The sequence below is a fragment of the Bradyrhizobium sp. CCBAU 11361 genome, assembly GCF_028128935.1.
GTDB classification, from domain to species: Bacteria; Pseudomonadota; Alphaproteobacteria; order Rhizobiales; family Xanthobacteraceae; genus Bradyrhizobium; species Bradyrhizobium niftali.
Map to the genome: position 1 here is coordinate 16,650 of NZ_LBJZ01000190.1, position 19,506 is coordinate 36,155.

The window sequence follows — 19,506 nt, forward strand, 5'->3', positions numbered from 1 at the left end:
GTCCGGCCGACGGTGACCGAAAAAGGGCCGTCATGACGTCGAATCGGGATGGCCCGACCGCGCCGGAACGCCTTCCCTTTACGGCAAAAAAGCTTAGAACGCTTCTATGCCAGGGGCCCGCGCGAGGGCTCCAAAACCCCGAGATTCGCTCCATGAACGCTCCCACCGCCTTCCCCGACCCCGCAAAGCCCGTTCCGCCCTACAAGCACACCCCGCTGTTCCCACTGGGCAAGGACGAGACGCCCTACAAGAAGATTTCGTCCGAGGGCGTCAGGGTCGAGAAGGTCCTGGGCAAGGACATGCTGGTGGTGTCGCGCGAGGCGCTGCGGGCGCTGTCGGAGGCGGCTTTCGGCGACATCAACCATTACCTGCGGCCCGGCCATCTGAAGCAGCTCCGTGCGATCCTGGAGGACGGCGAGGCGAGCCCGAACGACAAGTTCGTCGCGCTCGACTTCCTGAAGAACGCCAACATCGCCGCCGGCGGCGTGCTGCCGATGTGCCAGGACACCGGCACCGCGATCATCATGGGCAAGAAGGGCTGCAACGTCATCACCGACGGTGACGACGAGGCGGCGCTGTCGGAAGGCGCGCGCGACGCTTACCTGCGCCGCAACCTGCGCTACTCGCAGGTCGCGCCCTTGTCGATGTACGAGGAGAAGAACACCGCCAACAACATGCCGGCGCAGTGCGAGATCTACGCCGAGGGCGACGACGCCTACAAGTTCATGTTCATGGCGAAGGGCGGCGGCAGCGCCAACAAGAGCTTCCTGTTCCAGGCGACGCCCTCGGTGCTGACCAAGGACCGGCTGCTCGCCTTCCTGAAGGAGAAGATCCTCACCCTCGGCACCGCGGCGTGCCCGCCCTATCATCTCGCCATCGTGATCGGCGGCACCTCGGCCGAGCTCTGCATGAAGACGGTGAAGCTCGCCTCCGCCCGCTATCTCGACGCGCTGCCGACCCACGGCTCGCCGGACGGCAACGCCTTCCGCGACGTCGAGATGGAGAAGGAAATCCACAAGATGACGCAGTCGCTCGGCGTCGGCGCGCAGTTCGGCGGCAAATATTTCTGCCACGACGTGCGCGTGATCCGCATGCCGCGTCACGGCGCATCGCTCCCCATTGGCCTTGGCGTGTCCTGCTCGGCCGACCGCCAGGTGCTCGGCAAGATCACGAAGGACGGCATCTATCTCGAGGAGCTCGAGCACAACCCGGCGCAGTATCTGCCGCAGGTCGAGCAGTCGCTCGGCGGCGAGGTCGTCAAGATCGGCCTCAACCAGCCGATGAAGGACATTTTGGCGACGTTCTCGAAATACCCGATCAAGACCCGGGTCTCGATGACCGGCACCATGATCGTCGCGCGCGATAGCGCCCATGCCAAGCTGCGCGAGCGACTGGAGAAGGGCGAGCCGCTGCCGGATTATTTCAAGAACCACCCGGTCTACTACGCCGGCCCCGCCAAGACGCCGGAAGGCTACGCCTCCGGGGCGTTCGGTCCGACCACCGCGGGCCGCATGGATTCCTTCGTCGACCAGTTCCAGGCGGCCGGCGGCTCGATGGTGATGGTGGCCAAGGGCAACCGCGCGCCGGCCGTACGCGAGGCTTGCAAGAAGTATGGCGGCTTCTATCTCGGCTCGATCGGCGGCGCAGCGGCGAACCTCGCCGAACACTGCATCAAGAAGGTCGAGGTGCTCGAATATCCCGAGCTCGGCATGGAAGCGATCTGGCGCATCGAAGTCGTCGACTTCCCCGCCTTCATCATCATCGACGACAAGGGCAACGACTTCTTCAAGGAGTTGAATTTGGGCTGAGATGTCATGGCCGGGCTTGACCCGGCCATCCATCGCTCTTCAAGGAAGATGGATACGCGGGTCAAGCCCGCGTATGACGAAGTGAGTTATCGGCGAAGCCTCGACCCGCACTAACTGCAATTCGTGACCTGGTTGGAGCACAGCGCGCGCCACCAGCCGCGGACGCCGTCGTGGCTCTCGACGAGGCCCCACAGGCCGCTGCAGGCAAAGATGCGCTTCGGCCCGCCGTCGCCATCGATCGGGCCGCCAAGCTCGCGCTGGGCCGGCATCCATTCGGCATCGACGAATGGCGCCTGGAACAGCCCGCCCGCGCGTGTGTAGCCATTGGCGTAATTCGCGCCGACCTTGTTGGTGGCGACCCAGCCGCGTCCGGCATAGGGCTTTGGCGCGTTGCGCGGATATTTCTTGTCGTCCTCGTAGTCCTTGCCCGGCGGCTTGGCGCCTTCGATCAGAAACCAGCCGTCCTTGAAGCCGATGATGCGGAATTCGGTCAGCCAGCCGCCGTCGGGCGTGTTCTCGGCGCCGCCAAGCTTCAGACGGTAGGGCGGCGGCAGCGTGCCGAGCACGCGTGCCTTCACGGACGGCTCGGCGCGCACGTTGAGACCGCTCGGATCCTTGTCGATCGACCAGGCGCCGAGATCGCAGGGCTCGGTGCCGTCAGGCAGCGTTGCGCGCTTGGCGGTAAGATCGGCGTGCAGCTTTGCGAAGTCAGTGTCGTCGTTGTCAGGATCCGGCCCGGTGCGCGGCTTCAGCTCGGCTGAGACGGCGCGCGTCGCATCCGGCGTCAGCGTGACCACGAGCGCCTGGCGCGCGGCGAACACGCTTGCGGGTGTCTTCGGATCATTCGACGTCGCCGGATAAACGGCGAGATAGCCGGTCGATCCTTCGGTCCGGTAGGCCGTGCCGGCGACATAGCCCGCCGGCACCATGGCGAGCGCGCTTGCGCGCCACGCCGGTTCGGTGTCATCCGCGCGCGCCGCTTGTGTCGCGATGCACAGGATCGATGCCGCGATGAGACGGAGCACGCGCACGGTTCGCAACGCGGCCTTACGCCCGCACGCCCGTGAACGGAAAACTGCCCATCGGGCCGATGCCCATCTCGCCGCTCATGCTGTCGCCGGACACCGTTCCGATGAACTCGAGCGTCAACGGCATCGGATTGGTGATCGAGACTTTCCAGTTGACGGCGTCGCCGCTGACGGTGCCGTCGAAGATCTCGGCGGTATTTCCTTCCGCGCCTTGCGTGCCCGTGAGCGCGCCGCCGGCGGCCTTCAGGCTCAGCGTCGCGTTGCGCTCGCCCATCGGCGTCGTCATGGTCAGATTCCAGTTGCCGTCTACGGCCATTCCCGTCTCCCGAACAAATCCCGGCGGGCCGCGACGATCCGCGGCCAGTCCAGAGCGAGCCTATAACCCAACTCGGCGCGCCTGCCTAACGCTGCCTTGGAGGCATAGCGCATGATCCGGAAAAGTGTGTAGCGGTTTTCCGATAAGGATCATGCTCAAACAACAACCTGAAGCGCGATTGCATCGCGCTTCAGGCGCGGGCGGCGGCGCGCCGGCGGCTGGTGACGATGAGCCGCAGAACGACATACTGCACGGCAAAGGCGAGGATCTTGGCGCCGCCCGCGACCACCGTGATGTAGAACGCCCACAGCTTCAGATCGCCTGTGGAGGCGACCGCGATCATGCCGGCGCCGATCACGAACATCAGCACCGCCCAGGCATAGCCCGCAGCGGTGACATATTCCGGAACGGTCTCGGCGACGGTCGGCGGCATGTAGCGCAGCATCCAGCCGCGCTTGAGCATGATGGCGCCGATCGCGAAATGCGCGATCGAGGGCTTTGCCAGCATGAAGCGGGGATCATTGGTCAGCAGCGTGACGGTGCCCAGCACGATGACGAGCGCGAGGCTCGCATAGGTCATGTAGTTGAGCTGCTGCCCCTTGACGCGAGCGTAGATCACCTGCGCGATCGCACCGGCAATCGCCACCGACGTTGCCAGGACGACGTTGTCGGTGATGAGATAGACGACCAGGAAGACGATGGCGGAGAGGAAGTCGGAGGCGAGGCGGGCGAATACGTCCTTCATCGTCGATCCTGTTCAACGAGCGTTGGGAAGTGCGGCGGCCGGCGTACCGTACTTGATCTGGCGATACTCGGGATACCATTTTGTGAAGTAGATCGCGCTGTTGCGGGCGGCGAAGGCGACCGCAAGGCTCGACCAGAGGGGAAGGCCGGGGACGTAGAGCAGCACGAGATTGGCGGCCGCCATCAGCAGCGCGGCCGCGGTCCATGCGCCGGTGATGACGTAATTGGCATAGAGAAAGCCGGGCATCGCCGCGGTCTCGGCCGGGACCGATTCAACCGCATATTGCAACGTGAAGGGACGGCGGAGCAGCATCGAGCCGAGCGAGATGACGAAGATGCCGACATCGACCGACAGCTTGACGCCGAGCGTGCCCAGCGCGGGGTCGCGCAGCGCGAGGTAGATGCCGATTGCGGCGAACACGATCGCCGAGCCCGCAGCCAGGATCTTCACCGACCGGCCCTGCGCGACATCGATCGCGATGGTGGCGAGGCAGATCGCGGAAGCCGCGAACACGCTGACCGTGGTCGACGTCACCAGCATCAGGAACGTGAAGGCGCCGTAGGGCGCGAGGATCAGGAAAATCGTCATGGACCGCCTCGGTCAGGCTAATCTTTACACTGGAAAGATTTCTACTTCAGGGGTCGGTGCCGGTCAAGCAAAATCTTTACAGTGTCAAAATGACGTATGCGACCTCCAAAAGGTGAAGGCCTGCAACGACTTGGTCAGATGCCTCCTCGGTCAATTCCGCCCAAGGCAGGCGTGACAGGATCGGCAGCGCGGAGGCGATCACAAGGCCGAGGCAGAGCAGGATGCCGCCGTTGAAGACGGTATGGCGGCTCCGCCGCAGCCGGATCGTCTGGACTGCGAGCGCGGCGCAGGCCAGGGCGAGGACGGCGAGGCACTCTCCGGTGATCGAGGGTATGTCCATGGAAAACTCCTCTTTCGTCATTCCGAGGCGCACGTCAGCGCGAGCTACGATGCGCAATTGCGCATCTGAGAATCTATCGGGCAGCAACACGTGGAGCGAAATGGATTCCGGGTTCGCGCTAAGTGGCGCGCCCCGGAATGACGAGAGCTACGCCGCTCCCACCCAGTTGCCGTGAAAGCCGTCCGGCACGCGGTGGCCGAGCTGCACCAGTGCGGCGGGGCCTGCCTCGATGTCGGTGGCATTGAACACGGCGAGGTCGCTGCGGTTCTCGCGCGCGCGCCAGACCACGGCGAGCAGCCAGCCGTCACCTTCGGCTGCATCGCTCGATCGCTCGACGAAGACCGGCTCGGAGATGGTGTCGCCGGCGGGTAGCAGATAATGGCCGAGCCGCTTGCCGTTGCCGTCGACATGGACGATGCCGGAGAGTGCGCCGAACATCGGCAGTCTTGGATTGGCGCAGGCGTACCAGCCGTGACGGCTCTTCAGCCCGGCGCGACGATCGTCGATGCGCGGGAATTCGCCGGTGAGATCGTCCAGGTACGTCTGCTGGAAACGATCGGTGTTGCCTGAGAGATCGAACGTCCAGCGGCAATGGCGGGCGCGCGATTTCTCCGGATCGGTCGGCCGGCCGTCGGGATGCGGAAACAGCGGCGCCTCCTCGAACTGCATGACGTCGGCGATGATGCGGTTATCGTCCTCCCACGCATTCATGACATGGAAGACGTAGCAGGCCTCAGCACGGAACCAGACGATGTCTTTCGCCGTGCCGTTGCGCTTCATCACGCCGACATAGGCGCCCTTGTCCGGCTCCCAGGCATAGGGCGGCCGTCCGCTCATCGCGCGCTCCATGCTGCCGGTGATGGGCAGGATCGGAAACAGCACATGGTTCGCGGTGACGATGAAGTCATGCACCATGCTGGCATAGGGCGCCTCGAAACGTTCGAAGCGCGTCGCCTTGCCGGATGCATCGATCGATCCGAAGGAGAGGGCAGGCGTCAGCGGCCCCGCGGCGTTGTAGCCGAAGAACAGCATCTCGCCAGTGACGGGATCGACCTTCGGATGCGCGGTAAAACTGCCGGCGACGCGGCCCTGATAGTTGTGATAGCCGCGCGTGGCCAGCGTGCCCGGCTCGATCTCGGTCGGCAGATGCGCTTCTTCCAGCGCCAGCAGCTTGCCGGCATGGAAGATGATGTTGGTATTGGCGACGCCGCCGTCGGTGAGGTTCTGCGGCGCATCCGGCAGCTTGCGGCCGAAGCCGCCGAACAGGGCGCGGCCGGCGTCGTGCTCGGCGAGCCATTTCGGCGTGCGGACCCAGCGGTTGCGGTAGCTGGCGCGGCCATTCTCGAGGTGAAAGGCGTGCAGCATGCCGTCGCCGACGAACCAGTGCGCGCCTGGCGCATCGAACTGCGGGTTGGGGCCGTTGCGATAGAGCGTGCCGTTCAGCTCGCGCGGCAATTCGCCGACGATCTTGAGGAAGGGCGCGTCGGCCTCGAACGGAATCGGCCTGAGATTGTTGCGGCGCTCGGTGAAGGCGTCCTGCTGCACGGCGTATCCCTCCCTTTATCTTTACATCGTAAAGATCAGATAGAGCCGATCGTCGCGCCGGTCAAGCGAAATCTTTACACTGTCAATATTGCGTCATATAGGTTGGCTCATGGGCAAGAGCGATCCGAAGAGCGAAACCAGGTCCGAAGCGGCGCGCATCGTGCGCGCCCCGAGGAAGACATCGTCGGCAACGAGCGGGCGTCCTGCACGCCGTTCGGCCAGTGCGAAGACGGAGACGCCGTATCATCACGGCGCGCTGCGCGAAGCGCTGCTCCAGGCCGCCGAACGGGTGCTGGAGCGCGACGGGCTTGCCGGCCTGACATTGCGCGCGGTGGCGCGCGAGGCGGGCGTTTCGCATGCCGCACCGACCCATCATTTCGGCGATCTCACCGGCCTTCTCAGCGAGCTTGCGGCGGTCGGCTTCCGCCAGTTCAACGCGGCGATGGCGTCGGCCTGCGACACCGCCACCACGCCGCTCGCGCGGGCATTGGCGCGGCCGAAAGCCTATGTGGCCTATGCGCAGGCCCATCCCGGCATGTACGGCATCATGTTCCGCACCGAGCGGCTCGACTATTCCCGGCCCTCGCTGCACGAGGCGGCCGAGGCTTCCTTCGCCGGGCTTGCCAATGCCATCGGCGCGATGCGGCAGGAGCAGATCAGCGGCGATGCGCTGACGCTCGACCAGGGCGCCGCGATCGCGCGGGCCTGGTCGATGGTGCACGGCTTCACCACGCTGCTGCTCGACGGGCGGCTCTCGGACATCCTCGAGCGGCTGCCCGAGGGCACGACGACCGAGCGGCTGCTCGAGGCGATGCTGACGGCGCCGATTACGGCGAAGCTGCCGGCATAGTGCCTTCGATCGGGTGCAGCACCTAGCGCATCGTCGCGAGTTCGACGGCGCGGCCGCGCGTGCCGATGATCTTCACCTCGTCCTTGCCGCAAGTGAAGCTGCGGGCAAAGTCATCCGCGCCTTTGCGCGCAAGTTCATTGGCGGTGGGGTTGGCGATCGCGTCGACATAGGCGACATGGCAGACCGGGCCCGGCGGCAGCCGCGTCACGACCAGCATGGCCTTGGTGTTCGGCCGTCCCTCCTTGTCGGGATCGCTGCCGTCGGCGATGTGCCAGCGCTGGATGATCGCAAACGGTTTTGGGCCGGCGGCGCGCCACTCGACGGTGGTCTCGGATGAATTGAACGGCGCGAACCAGATCTTGGCCGCCGGTTCCTCGGCCGCTTCCTTGCGATTGCGCCCGACCGAGACGACCTCGCGAAGATCGTCCTCGGCGATCAGCACCATCAGGCCCTCTTTGCCGGGACAGATGCGCGTCGTGCTGCCGTCGAGCGCGCTGGGCTTTCCGACCTGGCGGCAGTCCTTGGGCGCCGTCGAAGTGTAGATGCTGCCCACGGATTGGGCGTTCGCGCCATCGAGGACGGCGCACATCAGCAACATGGCGAGGCACGTTGTGGTGATGCGGGTCATCATGAGGCCTTGATGCATCGGGAACTCCGTACCATCAGACGTCTTGATTGTGGGCAAGGTTCAAACAGGCGCAGCGAAGACCTGACAGGGGCGCGGAATCGTTCTAGAAGAGCGGCTTCGCTTGGGCCCGTCCGGCCTCGTTCGCGTCCTCGTTCTCCAGATCATGCCAGCCACATCGTCGAACAAACCTTATCGCGTCGGCCGCTCCAAGACCGGGCTCGGCCTCTTCGCCACCAAACCGATCAAGAAGGGAACCCGGATTATCCGTTATTTCGGACCGATCCTGGACTCCCGGATTCCTGCGCACGACGAGATCGAGAACAAATATCTGTTCGAGCTCAACGGCCGCTGGACCATCGACGGCTCGGTGCGCAAGAACCTCGCGCGCTACATCAACCATTCCTGCCGGCCTAACGCCGAGTCCGACGTTCGCCCGCGCGAGCGCAAGGTCTTTATCCGCGCTATCCGGAACATCGAGCCGGGCGACGAGATCAACTACGACTACGGCACCGACTATTTCAAAGCCTATTTGAAGCCGATCGGCTGCAAATGCGCCTCCTGCGAGACCAAGCGCAAGAAGCTGCGCGCCGAGGAACGGGCCGAACGCGCCAAGGTGAAGGCGCGCATGGAAGCCAAGGCGGCCAAGAAGGCAGGCCCCAAGAGCGCCAAGAAGAAGCTCAACGGTCACGCCGTCGGCAAGGCGAACGGTAGCGCGCGGGCGTAGCCTACTCGTACGCCTCTAGCTCAACTGTCCCCGCGAAGGCGGGCGCAATCGTCAAGTGTCATTCCGGGGCGATGCGCAGCATCGAACTACGGTGCGCCTTGCGCACCTGAGAATCTCGAGATTCCGGGTCTGGTGCTGACGCACCAGCCCGGAATGACGGTGAGTTGCGCCTCACGCCGCCACAACACGCCCGCTCTTCCGCAATCCCACATATTGCAGCTCGGCGAACACGCCGGTGGCGATCGCCTGGGCCACGACCATGAGCTCGCCGGCGATGTTCGGCGAGACCGCGCCCGAGAGCAGCAGCGCGATGCTGCCGACGGTCCAGGCCGCGTTGCCGATCACGACCAGCAGCACGAGCGGCTTCGGCACCGCGGCGCGCGCGGCAAGCCAGCCGACCAGCGCGGTGTAGGCGATCAGGAACAGGCCGGTCTCGCGCAGCAGCGCCTCGGGTAGGTTGAACAGCGTTGCGAAGGCGCCTGCGCCGAAAGTGAAGCCGAGGGCGGCCACGCCGCTGAAGATCGCGTCGGCGAGCAGGGCGCGGCGCAGGAAGGTGGATGCGTCAATCATCGGAGGTCTCCTTGCTGGGGTTGGGCTTGGGGGTGAAATCCTGGGGTGGAAGTCAGCGCATTCCGCGCCACCAGGCGCGGAGCAGGCGGGCGATGCGGAACGGGCAGAGGCTCCTGCCGACGCCGTGCTCGAAGGCGAGTACCTGCGCGACCACGTAGTCGCCGGTCGAATGCACCAGCGGCTCGGGCATGTTGAGGCTGCGCGCCAGCATGCGGGTTGCGAGCGCCATGGCCCAGGGAAGAAGGTGGTCTGCGACGGTTCTGTAGAGCAGCAGCGCGATCATGGTCATCTCCTGTGCTCGGGAAGATGCGCCGCGGCGATGCCGAATTCGATTACCTCGCAGGTAAGCAGGGTGCCCGTAGACCAACGAATGGCAGGGCTTGCCTTGACGCGATCAGGCTTCTTGGATTGATTGGGCCATCCGACCTCGCCACGCCGTCGGCCATCCGACGTCGGCAATTGTATGTGTCCATGTATCTCGGCATCGATCTCGGCACCTCGGCGGTCAAGACCGTTCTCGTCGACTCCGCGCAGCGGGTGATTGCGAGCGAAAGCCGGCCGTTGACCACCGCCTCGCCGCTATCAGGCTATTCCGAGCAGGATCCCGCGCAGTGGGTCGATGCGACCTTTGCCACGCTGGATGCCTTGAAAGCGACGCATGCCAGCGCGTTGGCCGTGGTCGAAGGCATCGGACTGTCCGGCCAGATGCATGGCGCCACGCTGCTTGATGCGAGCGCAAGGCCGTTGCGGCCCTGCATCCTCTGGAACGACGGACGGTCTGTCGCTGAGTGCCGTATCCTGGAGCAACGCTGGCCCGCCTTGCGTGCGACGACGGGCAACAAGGCGATGCCGGGATTCACGGCGCCGAAGCTGCTCTGGATTGCGATGCACGAGCCTGAGGTTTTTGCAGCGACGAAGCTCGTCCTGCTTCCGAAGGCTTATTTGCGCCTGGTCCTGACGGGCGAGGCCGTCGAGGATGTCTCGGACGCATCGGGCTCGCTGTGGCTCGACGCCGCGCGCAGGGATTGGTCGGATGCAGCGCTGGCCGCGACCGGCCTGTCGCGCGATCACATGCCACGTCTGGTCGAGGGCTGCGCGCCCGCGGCAACGTTGCGCAGCGAGCTCGCGCAACGCTGGGGCATGATCAGGCGGCCGATTTTCGCGGGCGGTGCCGGTGACAATCCGGCGGGTGCCGTCGGCATTGGCGCGATCAGGGCGGGAACCGCATTCATTTCGCTGGGAACCTCGGGCGCCTTGCTAGTGCCGACGAACAGGATGGCCGCCAACCCGGATCGCGGGGTGCATACATTCTGCCATGCCATCCCAGCCATGTGGATTCAGGCCGGCGCGATCCTTTCCGCGGCCTCCTGTCTTGCCTGGATCTCACGCTTGTTCGGCATTGCCGAGGCGGAATTGCTGGCACCGCTTGGGTCGCGCCCGCAGCTGCCCTCGCCGGTGAGCTTCTTGCCCTATCTGGCGGGCGAGCGGACCCCGCATGACGACCCCGTCGTGCGCGGCATGCTCGACGGCTTGAGCCACGGCACCGATCGCGAGGCGATCGTGCAGGCCGTGCTCGAGGGGGTCGCCTTTGCGCTCGCGGATTGCCGGGACGTGCTCGCGGATGCCGGCATCAGGATCGCGGAAGCCGATGCCATCGGAGGCGGTTCACGGTCCCGGTTCTGGCTGGCGGTGCTGGCAAGCGTTCTGAATGTTCCGATCCATCGCTTTGCCGAAGGTGAAACGGGAGCGGCGTTCGGTGCGGCGAGATTAGGGCGTCTTGCTGTCACGGGCGAGGCAATCGACACCGTCTGCACGCCGCCGCGACGCATCGAGACATTCGAACCCGACCGCGTGCTGGTCGATGCCTATGCCGATCGGCTTCCCGCCTGGCGCGAACTGTATCGGCCACGCCAATAGCGCCGTTTCGATTTCGCTTTCCCGTCTGTTCGGTATTGCCCTGTGCCGCGGCGTTTTGTTTAATGCGCGAACCGCGCTGACAAAAAGAGACGCGGGTGGGAAACGCATTGTGCGTCGGGAGGCACGATGAACGATCCGATCCTCGAGATGCGCGGGGTCTCGAAAAGCTTCTTCGGCATCAAGGCGCTGCGTGCCGTCGATCTCACCGTCTATCCCGGCGAAATCCATGCCCTGATGGGTGAGAATGGCGCCGGCAAATCGACGCTGATGAAGATATTGTCCGGCGCCTACCGGCCCGATCCGGGCGGAGAGATCCGCATCGAGGGCAAGCCGGTGCGGATCGAAGGCCCGCTCGGCGGCCGCGCCGCGGGCATCTCCATCATCTATCAGGAGCTGTCTTTGGCTCCCAATCTCAGTGTCGCGGAGAATATTTATCTCGGCCGCGAGATATCGCGCTCGGGCTTGCTGGCGCGTGGCGCCATGCGCCAGGGCGTTGGCCCCATCCTGGAACGGCTGGGCGCGGACTTCCAGCCATCGACATTGGTGGCGCATCTGTCGATGGGCCAGCGCCAGCTCGTCGAGATCGCGCGTGCGCTGCACGCGAGGTCGAAAATCCTGATCATGGACGAACCGACCACCGCGCTGTCGGCCGGCGAGAGCGAGCGGCTGTTCATGCTGATCCGTCAGCTTCGCGCCGAGGGGCTTGCCATCATCTACATCTCGCACCGCATGGACGAAGTCTATGCGCTCGGCGACCGCGTCACCGTCCTGCGCGATGGCCGGCTGGTCGGCTCGCTCGACAAGCCGGAGATCAGGGCCGATACCATCGTGCGGCTGATGGTGGGGCGCGACGTCTCCTCTTTCTACAAGAAGGACCATGACCCGGAGGCGGGGCGGGGACACCCCGTGCTCAGTGCGATCGACATGTCCGACGGCTTGCGCGTCAAGGGCTGCTCGCTCACCGTGCATGCGGGCGAGGTGGTCGGGCTTGCCGGCCTGATCGGTGCCGGCCGCACCGAGCTTGCGCATCTCATCATCGGCGCGGCGGCAAAAACGTCGGGCCGTCTCGAACTCGAAGGCCAGCCGATCGATATCCGCACGCCCGGCGAGGCCCTCGAGGCCGGCATCGCCTATCTGACCGAGGACAGGAAGGCGCTCGGCCTGTTTCTCGACATGTCATGCCTGGACAACATCAATCTCGCGGTGCTCGGGCGCGATGCGAAGCTTGGCTGGTTCCTGGATGGTGACAAGGCGCGCGAGCGTGCCGACAGGGCCTTTGCGGGGCTCAGCATCCGCGCCGCCAATGCCGGCGTGCCGGCCGGGGGCCTGTCCGGCGGCAACCAGCAGAAGGTGCTCTTGTCGCGGCTTCTCGCCATCGCGCCAAAGATCCTGATCCTCGACGAGCCGACGCGGGGCGTCGATGTCGGCGCCAAGTCGGAGATCTATTCGATCATCGACAATCTCGCCAAGGCCGGCACCGCGATCCTGGTCATCTCGTCCGATCTGCCTGAGATCATCGGCATCTGCGACCGCGTCATCGTGATGCGATCGGGACACATCGCGGGCGAGGTCAACCGAACCGAGACGGCGCCGCTCAATCAGGAGGATATCATGGCACTTGCCACGGGGATGGAGCATCTCGATGCCTGATAACGGATCGACGCAGGCGAAGGCCGCCACGGCAAACGGCCTCGCCGCCGCCCAGGAGACCAGGCGTCAGCGCATCAGGCTGCTGATCCGCGCCGCCGGCATGCTGCCGGTGCTGCTGCTGCTGTGCGCCGGCTTTCACTACCTGTCGGATGGCCGTTTCTTCACCGGGCAGAATCTCGGCATCGTCTTGCAGCAGGCTGCTGTCAACACCGTGCTTGCCGCGGGCATGACCTTCGTCATCCTGACCGGCGGCATCGATCTCTCGGTCGGCTCGATCCTGGCGGCGTCCGCGATGGCCGGCCTGACGATGTCGAAACTGCCGGAGCTCGGAGCGCTGTGGCTGTCGGCCGCCGTTCTCACCGGTCTCGGCTTCGGTGTCGTCAATGGCGCGCTGATCGCGCTCTTGCGCCTGCCGCCATTCATCGTCACGCTGGGCTCGCTCACCGCCGTGCGTGGTCTGGCGCGGCTGCTCGGCGCCGACACCACGGTGTTCAATCCTTCCATTCCCTACGCCTTCATCGGCAACGGCTCGCTGACGCTCGTTCCCGGCGTCGCTTCGATCCCGTGGCTCTCGGTGATCGCGTTGCTCGTCATCCTCGCCTCGTGGCTGGTGCTGCGCCGGACCGTGCTCGGTGTGCACATCTACGCGGTGGGCGGCAACGAGAGCGCGGCGCGGCTTGCCGGCATCAAGGTCTGGGCCGTGCTGATCTTCGTCTACGGCGTGTCCGGGCTGCTGGCCGGGCTCGGCGGCGCCATGCAGGCGGCGCGGCTTTATGCGGCCAACGGTCTTCAACTCGGCCAGTCCTATGAACTCGACGCCATCACCGCGGTGATCCTCGGCGGCACCTCCTTCGTCGGCGGTATCGGCTCGATCTGGGGCACGCTGGTCGGCGCGCTGATCATCGCGGTCCTGTCGAACGGCCTTATCCTCACCGGCGTCTCTGACATTTGGCAATATGTGATCAAGGGCCTGGTGATCATCGGCGCCGTAGCGCTGGACCGCTACCGGCTGCAAGGCTCCGCAAGAACTTGAAAGGCTCCGCGCGCACCCGAGCGCGGGCGGTTGGATGTGAGATTCCGGTGCGGTAACTGGTCAGCCGTGCCGGAGATGAAGACAGACCAGGGAGGAAGCCAATGTTGAAGACGATCACGCTCGCCGGCGCCGCGACGGCGCTTGCCCTAAGCACCGCGCCGTCCTTCGCCAAGGAGCTCAAGTCGATCGGTGTCTCGCTCGGCTCGCTGGGCAACCCGTTCTTCGTCGCACTGTCGAAGGGCGCCGAGTTCGAGGCCAAGAAGGCCAATCCCAATGTGAAGGTCACCACGGTTGGGTTCGAATACGACCTCGGCAAGCAGGTCACCCAGATCGACAATTTCATCGCCGCCGGCGTCGACCTGATCCTGTTGAACCCCGGCGACCCCAAGGCGATCGGGCCAGCGATCAAGAAGGCGCAGGCGGCGGGCATCGTCGTCGTCGCGGTCGACACCGCGGCCGAAGGCGCCGATGCCACCGTGACCACGAACAACGTCCAGGCGGGTGAGATTTCCTGCCAGTACATCGTGGACAAGCTGGGCGGCAAGGGGGACGTCGTCATCGAGAACGGGCCGCAGGTCTCCGCCGTGATCGACCGCGTCGTCGGCTGCAAGAACGTCCTCTCGAAGAATCCCGGCATCAAGGTGTTGTCCAGCGACCAGGACGGCAAGGGCTCGCGCGAAGGCGGCCTCACCGTCGCGCAAGGCTATCTGACCCGCTTCCCGAAGATCGACGCGATCTTCGCCATCAACGATCCGCAGGCGATCGGCACCGACCTCGCGGCGCGTCAGCAAAATCGCACCGGCATCGTCATCACCGCGGTGGACGGTGCGCCCGACATCGAGGCCGCGCTGAAGGATCCCGCATCGCCGCAGATCCAGGCTTCCGCGTCACAGGACCCGTTCTTCATGGCGCGGCGCGCCGTGCAAGTCGGTGTCGGCATTCTCAGTGGCCAGAAGCCGGCCTCGACCGTCGAGCTCCTGCCGTCGAAGCTTGTGACCCGGGACAATGTCGCCGAGTACAAGGGGTGGACGTCGGATCGGTCGCAGTAGCCGTTCTGCATCTTTCGCGGGACGTATCGGTCGGTGGCGCTCGGACGGTGCATGGCTGCGCGTCCGAGGCCACCGTGGTGCGCAAGACAGCCCCCTGCCGGGAAGGCCCGGCAGGGGTTTTTCCGACTTGGGGTCAAGCTTCAATAATGCAGGCCGAACTGTCAGGCCGACGCACTGCAGCTGGCGACCTCGGACATCGCGGCCTCCCGTGCAGGCAGGTTGGGCTCTGATCATGCCCGGCGTCAGCCGATAAGGTCGCCGTATCCGCTCGGGTGCTTGATCCAGATCAAGATCGCAACGTCAACGCGCCGGCTAGCTCCCTTTAGACCAGATCTGGACGCGGCCTTGAAGACACTTCGCCAGCTTCTCACCGGAGAGGACGTGATCCAGCTCGTGATCCGACTCGGATTGCTGGCTCTGTTGATTGTCTGGACCTTCTATCTGATCCGCCCGTTTGTGACGATTCTGGTCTGGGCGCTCGTGCTTGCTGTCGCGCTCAATCCGGCTTTCGTCCTCCTCGCCAAAATTCTCGGCGGCCGGACGAAGCTTGCCGCGGTGCTTCTCACGGCCGTTAACCTCGCCATTGTCATTGGGCCGGCGGCTTGGCTCGGCTTGGGTGCGGTGGACGGGATCAAGGACTTTGCCGACGAGCTGGCCGCAGGCGATCTGGCGATTCCTTCGCCGCCCGCCGTGATCAAGACCTGGCCGCTGATCGGCGCACCGCTTTACGAGTTCTGGGATCAGGCCTCGACCAATCTCCGCTCGGTCCTGCAACGGATTGCGCCTTATCTGAAGCCGTTCGCCGGTACGCTCCTCGGCATCGCGGGCGATGCCGGCGTGGGCACCATCAAATTCCTGCTGTCGGTCGTCGTCGCCGGCTGCCTGTTTCCCTATGGACCGCAGCTCGTGACGGCGGGCAGGAGCTTCCTGTCGCGGATCGTGCCCGAGCAGAGCGAGCACTTCCTGGATCTCGCGGGCGCGACCATCCGCGCGGTAGCCCAAGGTGTGATCGGCATCGCTGTCATTCAGGCGCTGCTGGCCGGTATTGGCTTCAAGTTGGCGGGCATTCCGATCGCCGGCTTGCTCGCGCTCCTGGTGCTGTTGCTCTCCATCGTGCAGATCGGCGGAGCCATCATCATGCTCCCCGTGATGATCTGGATCTGGACCGACAAGGACGTCACTACCGCATTAATGCTGACGTTGTTCCTCGGAATCGTCAGCATTCTCGACAATATACTGAAACCGCTGGTGATGGGACGCGGCCTGACAACCCCGACGCTCGTCATCCTGATCGGCGTGATCGGCGGCACGATCGGCCACGGAATCCTCGGCCTTTTCATCGGACCCATCATCCTGTCGGTGGCCTGGGAGCTCGCCGTGGCCTGGATCAGGACCGATCGCGCCGGCGCGGCGCCGCAAGCGACCATCGACCGTTGACCTAAATCAATGTCGGACGCCTCGGAGCGCCTTGGATGAAGTCGCGCGACGACGAGGCGGAGTATGTCGATGGAAAAGCCAAACCTGCCAGGCGGCCCCTTGTCCGGACTTGTCGCTTCGGCCGTGGAATACATGGTCGACGCGAGCCAGCGGAGTGTGCTGTTCCTGGACATCATGCGTCAGCGCGGCGATCAATACCGGGAGCACGTCGCACAGACGGCGCCGCATGTCCTGCAGTATGCCGCCGAACTGATTATGGATGGCCGTCAGCTGGACGAGCCGGTCAACTATGCGCTGGTCCGTATCATCCCGCCGAAGGACGTGGAGATTGATCTCAAGCGACGGCCGTTTGTCGTGATCGATCCGCGCGCGGGCCATGGCCCCGGCATCGGCGGTTTCAAGGCCGATAGCGAGATCGGCGTCGCGATGAAGGCCGGGCATCCCTGTTACTTCATCGGCTTCCTGCCGGAGCCGATGCCCGGTCAGACTATCGAACGCATCGCGCGTGCCGAAGCCATTTTCATCGAAAAGGTCATCAGCCGTCATCCGGACGCCGACGGAAAGCCTTGCGTGATCGGCAATTGCCAGGCCGGCTGGGCCGTCATGATCCTGGCGTCATTGCGGCCGGAACTGTTCGGGCCGCTGATCATCGCGGGTGCGCCGCTCGCCTATTGGGCCGGCGTGCACGGCAAGTATCCGATGCGCTATTCCGGCGGCCTTTTGGGTGGAAGTTGGCTCACCGCGCTGACCAGCGATCTCGGCGCCGGAAAGTTCGACGGCGCCTGGCTGGTGCAGAACTTCGAGAACCAGAATCCATCGAACACCCTGTGGACCAAGCAGTACAACGTCTATTCCAAGGTCGATACCGAGGCGAACCGCTATCTCGAATTCGAGCGATGGTGGGGCGGCCATGTCAACCTGAATGCCGAGGAGATCCAGTTCATCGTTGATGAGCTCTTCATCGGCAACAATCTCGCTGCCGGCAAGATCGAGATGTCCGACGGCCAGAAGGTGGACCTGCGCAACATCAGGTCGCCGATCGTGGTGTTCTGCTCCGAGGGCGACAACGTCACGCCGCCGCAACAGGCGCTGGACTGGATCCTCGATTGCTACGCCGACGTCGACGAGATCAGGGCCTATGGGCAGACGATCGTCTACACCGTTCACAAGAGCATTGGGCATCTCGGTATCTTCGTGTCCGGCGGCGTCGCCAAGAAGGAACACGCGGAGTTCTCGAGCAACATCGATCTGATCGACGTGCTGCCGCCCGGTCTCTATGAAGCCACGTTCGAAGCCAAGGGCGAGGAGACAACGAGCTCCGACCTCGTGGTCGGCCAGTGGGTGATGCGGTGCGAGGCGCGGACGCTCGACGACATCCGCGCCATGGGCGGCAATTCGCCCGAGGACGAGCGGCGCTTCGCTGCCGCCAAACGCGTCTCGGAACTCAACCTCGCCGCCTACCAGAAGTTCGTCCAGCCCTGGATCAAGAAGCTGGTCACGCCGCAGATGGCAGAGACGATGCGCCACCTGCACCCGCTGCGGCTTCAGTATGAGGCGCTCAGCAGCCAAAATCCGTTGATGACGGCGGTAAAGTCGGCCGCTGAGGAGATCGAGGACAACCGCAAGCCGGTCGCCAAGGACAATCCGTTCCTCGCATTTCAGGAGCAGGTGTCCAAGCAGATCGTTCACGCACTCGACAGCTGGCGTGACGCACAGGAGGCATTGAGCGAAACGATTTTCCTCAACCTCTATGGTTCGCCGGCTGTGCAGGCCGCGCTCGGGATCGATCCGAAATCCGAGCCGTCGCGCCGGCGCGAAATGTCAGCCGAGCATCGCGCTATGCTGGACAAGCGGGTTGCGCAGCTGAAATCCGGGATCGGCGAGGGCGGCCTGCGCGAGGCGGCCATTCGAAGCCTGCTTTACATCGGGTCGGCGCGGGGAATGGTCGACGAGCGCAGCATTGAGGCGCTGCGCCAGATCCGACGCGACTACAGTGGACAGCGAATGACGCTTCCGGAGTTCAAGATGCTGGTCCGCGAGCAGTTCTTCATGCTGCTGATCGATCGGGAAGGTGCTTTGGCGGCCATTCAGAAGCTGTTGCCCGAGGATGTCAACCAGCGGCGTGCGGCCTTCGCGGCGATACGCGAGGTGCTCTCCGCAAGCGGCGAGATTACGGGCGAACGCGCAAGTCGCCTCCGGCGCGTCGCCGCGTTGTTCGGCGTCGATACAAGTGAAGGAGAATCGAACGTCGCCCCTTTCGATCCAAAGGCGAAGGCGTCGTAAGGCTGTCTGCAAGGATTGGGAGCGACATCATGGCAACCGAAGCAAGGCAAACGCAGTCTCCCAGCAAGTATGACCGATTGATCGCGGCAGCCAAGGCCGCGCCGCCGGTTCCGACAATCGTCGTGCATCCCTGCGACGAAACCTCACTGCGCGGCGCGGTCGACAGCGCGCAGGCCGGCATCATCCGGCCGATCCTGGTCGGGCCCGCGAACAGAATCAGCGATATCGCGCGCAGCTCCGGCCTCGACATCTCCGGCTTCGAGATCGTCAACGCCGCGCATAGCGAGGAGGCCGCCGCCAAAGGTGTCGAGCTGATCCACGCAGCCAAGGGCGAAATGCTCATGAAGGGCAGCCTTCACACCGATGAGTTGATGCGCGCAGTGACCGCGAAGGTTGGCGGTCTGCGCACCGACCGGCGCATCAGCCATGTGTTCGTGATGGACGTGCCGGCCTATGCCGAAACCCTGTTGGTGACGGATGCCGCGATCAACATCTTTCCCGATCTCGATGCCAAGCGCGACATCATCCAGAACGCCATCGATCTCTACAATGAGGCCGGATTCGGCAAGACGCCGCGGGTGGCAATCCTTTCGGCGGTGGAAACCGTGACGTCCAAGATTCCCTCGACGATCGAGGCGGCTGCGCTCTGCAAGATGGCTGATCGCGGGCAGATCACCGGCGGCGTGCTCGACGGCCCGCTCGCGTTCGACAATGCCATCGATCCCGAGGCCGCGCGCATCAAGGGCATCAAGTCCGAGGTCGCCGGCCGGGCCCAGATCCTCGTCGTTCCCGATCTCGAATCGGGCAACATGCTGGCGAAAAACCTGGCCTACTTTGCCAAGGCCGACGGCGCCGGCATCGTGCTCGGCGCCCGGGTGCCCGTCGTGCTGACGTCACGGGCGGACTCGCCGCGGGCGCGCATGGCATCCTGCGCGGTGGCGTCGCTCTATGCCAATGCCCGGCGTCAACACGCACCGACAGTTGCCGCGTGACCA

The 19,506-nt window shown here is 64.7% G+C and carries 19 protein-coding genes; 10 read left to right on the top strand and 9 right to left on the bottom strand.

The features are described 5' to 3' along the window. Positions 1 to 152 precede the first annotated feature (152 nt). Positions 153 to 1,808 carry a fumarate hydratase gene (locus XI08_RS30050; RefSeq protein ID WP_271577155.1) on the top strand — a complete coding sequence of 552 codons (1,656 nt, stop codon included), beginning with the start codon at positions 153 to 155 and terminating at the stop codon, positions 1,806 to 1,808. A gap of 110 nt (positions 1,809 to 1,918) precedes the next feature. On the opposite strand, the gene XI08_RS30055 is transcribed toward XI08_RS30050, so the two are convergent. The 6 genes from XI08_RS30055 to XI08_RS30080 form a co-directional block, all read right to left on the bottom strand. After that, on the bottom strand, positions 1,919 to 2,839 hold the full coding sequence (locus XI08_RS30055) for an SH3 domain-containing protein (protein ID WP_333928530.1): 921 nt from the start codon (positions 2,837 to 2,839) through the stop codon (positions 1,919 to 1,921). 16 nt (positions 2,840 to 2,855) lie between these two features. Beyond that, entirely contained in the window at positions 2,856 to 3,152 is a 297-nt protein-coding gene (locus XI08_RS30060; protein WP_027548542.1) for a hypothetical protein, read from the bottom strand. 190 nt (positions 3,153 to 3,342) lie between these two features. Beyond that, on the bottom strand, positions 3,343 to 3,897 hold the full coding sequence (locus tag XI08_RS30065; RefSeq protein WP_271577157.1) for an inner membrane-spanning protein YciB: 555 nt from the start codon (positions 3,895 to 3,897) through the stop codon (positions 3,343 to 3,345). 12 nt (positions 3,898 to 3,909) lie between these two features. Continuing rightward, entirely contained in the window at positions 3,910 to 4,485 is a 576-nt protein-coding gene (locus XI08_RS30070) for a hypothetical protein (protein ID WP_271577158.1), read from the bottom strand. A 76-nt stretch (positions 4,486 to 4,561) separates the two neighbouring features. Beyond that, complete coding sequence (locus XI08_RS30075; protein WP_271577159.1) at positions 4,562 to 4,825, bottom strand: hypothetical protein; 264 nt, start codon at positions 4,823 to 4,825, stop codon at positions 4,562 to 4,564. A gap of 147 nt (positions 4,826 to 4,972) precedes the next feature. Beyond that, a complete protein-coding gene (locus XI08_RS30080; RefSeq protein ID WP_271577160.1) occupies positions 4,973 to 6,370 on the bottom strand; it encodes a carotenoid oxygenase family protein in 1,398 nt (465 codons plus the stop codon). Positions 6,371 to 6,479: 109 nt separating this feature from the next. Between XI08_RS30080 and XI08_RS30085 the strand changes: the two genes are divergently transcribed. After that, positions 6,480 to 7,220 (top strand): TetR/AcrR family transcriptional regulator, encoded by a 741-nt coding sequence (locus XI08_RS30085; protein WP_271577161.1) that lies wholly within the window; start codon positions 6,480 to 6,482, stop codon positions 7,218 to 7,220. 22 nt (positions 7,221 to 7,242) lie between these two features. Here the strand turns inward: XI08_RS30085 and XI08_RS30090 are convergent, their stop codons facing one another. Next, entirely contained in the window at positions 7,243 to 7,848 is a 606-nt protein-coding gene (locus XI08_RS30090; protein WP_442869875.1) for a hypothetical protein, read from the bottom strand. Positions 7,849 to 8,011: 163 nt separating this feature from the next. Here XI08_RS30090 and XI08_RS30095 point away from each other — a divergent pair, with 163 nt between their 5' ends. Then, positions 8,012 to 8,572, top strand: a complete 561-nt coding sequence (locus XI08_RS30095; protein ID WP_271577163.1) for an SET domain-containing protein — start codon at positions 8,012 to 8,014, stop codon at positions 8,570 to 8,572. A gap of 171 nt (positions 8,573 to 8,743) precedes the next feature. Here XI08_RS30095 and XI08_RS30100 read toward each other — a convergent pair whose 3' ends face one another. Both XI08_RS30100 and XI08_RS30105 read right to left on the bottom strand, forming a co-directional pair. Continuing rightward, entirely contained in the window at positions 8,744 to 9,142 is a 399-nt protein-coding gene (locus XI08_RS30100) for a hypothetical protein (protein ID WP_271577164.1), read from the bottom strand. A gap of 52 nt (positions 9,143 to 9,194) precedes the next feature. Beyond that, positions 9,195 to 9,425 carry a hypothetical protein gene (locus XI08_RS30105; protein ID WP_271577281.1) on the bottom strand — a complete coding sequence of 77 codons (231 nt, stop codon included), beginning with the start codon at positions 9,423 to 9,425 and terminating at the stop codon, positions 9,195 to 9,197. Between the two features lie 188 nt (positions 9,426 to 9,613). Here XI08_RS30105 and xylB point away from each other — a divergent pair, with 188 nt between their 5' ends. From xylB to XI08_RS30140, 7 genes are all read left to right on the top strand, one after another. Next, a complete protein-coding gene (gene xylB, locus XI08_RS30110) occupies positions 9,614 to 11,059 on the top strand; it encodes a xylulokinase (protein ID WP_271577282.1) in 1,446 nt (481 codons plus the stop codon). Between the two features lie 126 nt (positions 11,060 to 11,185). After that, the gene (locus XI08_RS30115; RefSeq protein WP_271577165.1) at positions 11,186 to 12,709 is read left to right on the top strand and encodes a sugar ABC transporter ATP-binding protein; all 1,524 of its coding nucleotides are present in this window, start codon (positions 11,186 to 11,188) and stop codon (positions 12,707 to 12,709) included. After that, on the top strand, positions 12,702 to 13,742 hold the full coding sequence (locus XI08_RS30120) for an ABC transporter permease subunit (RefSeq protein ID WP_271577166.1): 1,041 nt from the start codon (positions 12,702 to 12,704) through the stop codon (positions 13,740 to 13,742). Before XI08_RS30115 ends, XI08_RS30120 begins: the two co-directional genes overlap by 8 nt. Before the next feature lie 101 nt (positions 13,743 to 13,843). Beyond that, positions 13,844 to 14,791 (top strand): ABC transporter substrate-binding protein, encoded by a 948-nt coding sequence (locus tag XI08_RS30125; protein ID WP_027548555.1) that lies wholly within the window; start codon positions 13,844 to 13,846, stop codon positions 14,789 to 14,791. A gap of 345 nt (positions 14,792 to 15,136) precedes the next feature. Continuing rightward, on the top strand, positions 15,137 to 16,228 hold the full coding sequence (locus tag XI08_RS30130; RefSeq protein WP_271577167.1) for an AI-2E family transporter: 1,092 nt from the start codon (positions 15,137 to 15,139) through the stop codon (positions 16,226 to 16,228). 63 nt (positions 16,229 to 16,291) lie between these two features. Then, positions 16,292 to 18,511 carry a TerB family tellurite resistance protein gene (locus XI08_RS30135; protein ID WP_271577168.1) on the top strand — a complete coding sequence of 740 codons (2,220 nt, stop codon included), beginning with the start codon at positions 16,292 to 16,294 and terminating at the stop codon, positions 18,509 to 18,511. 29 nt (positions 18,512 to 18,540) lie between these two features. After that, the gene (locus XI08_RS30140) at positions 18,541 to 19,503 is read left to right on the top strand and encodes a phosphate acetyltransferase (RefSeq protein ID WP_271577169.1); all 963 of its coding nucleotides are present in this window, start codon (positions 18,541 to 18,543) and stop codon (positions 19,501 to 19,503) included. Positions 19,504 to 19,506: the final 3 nt, after the last annotated feature.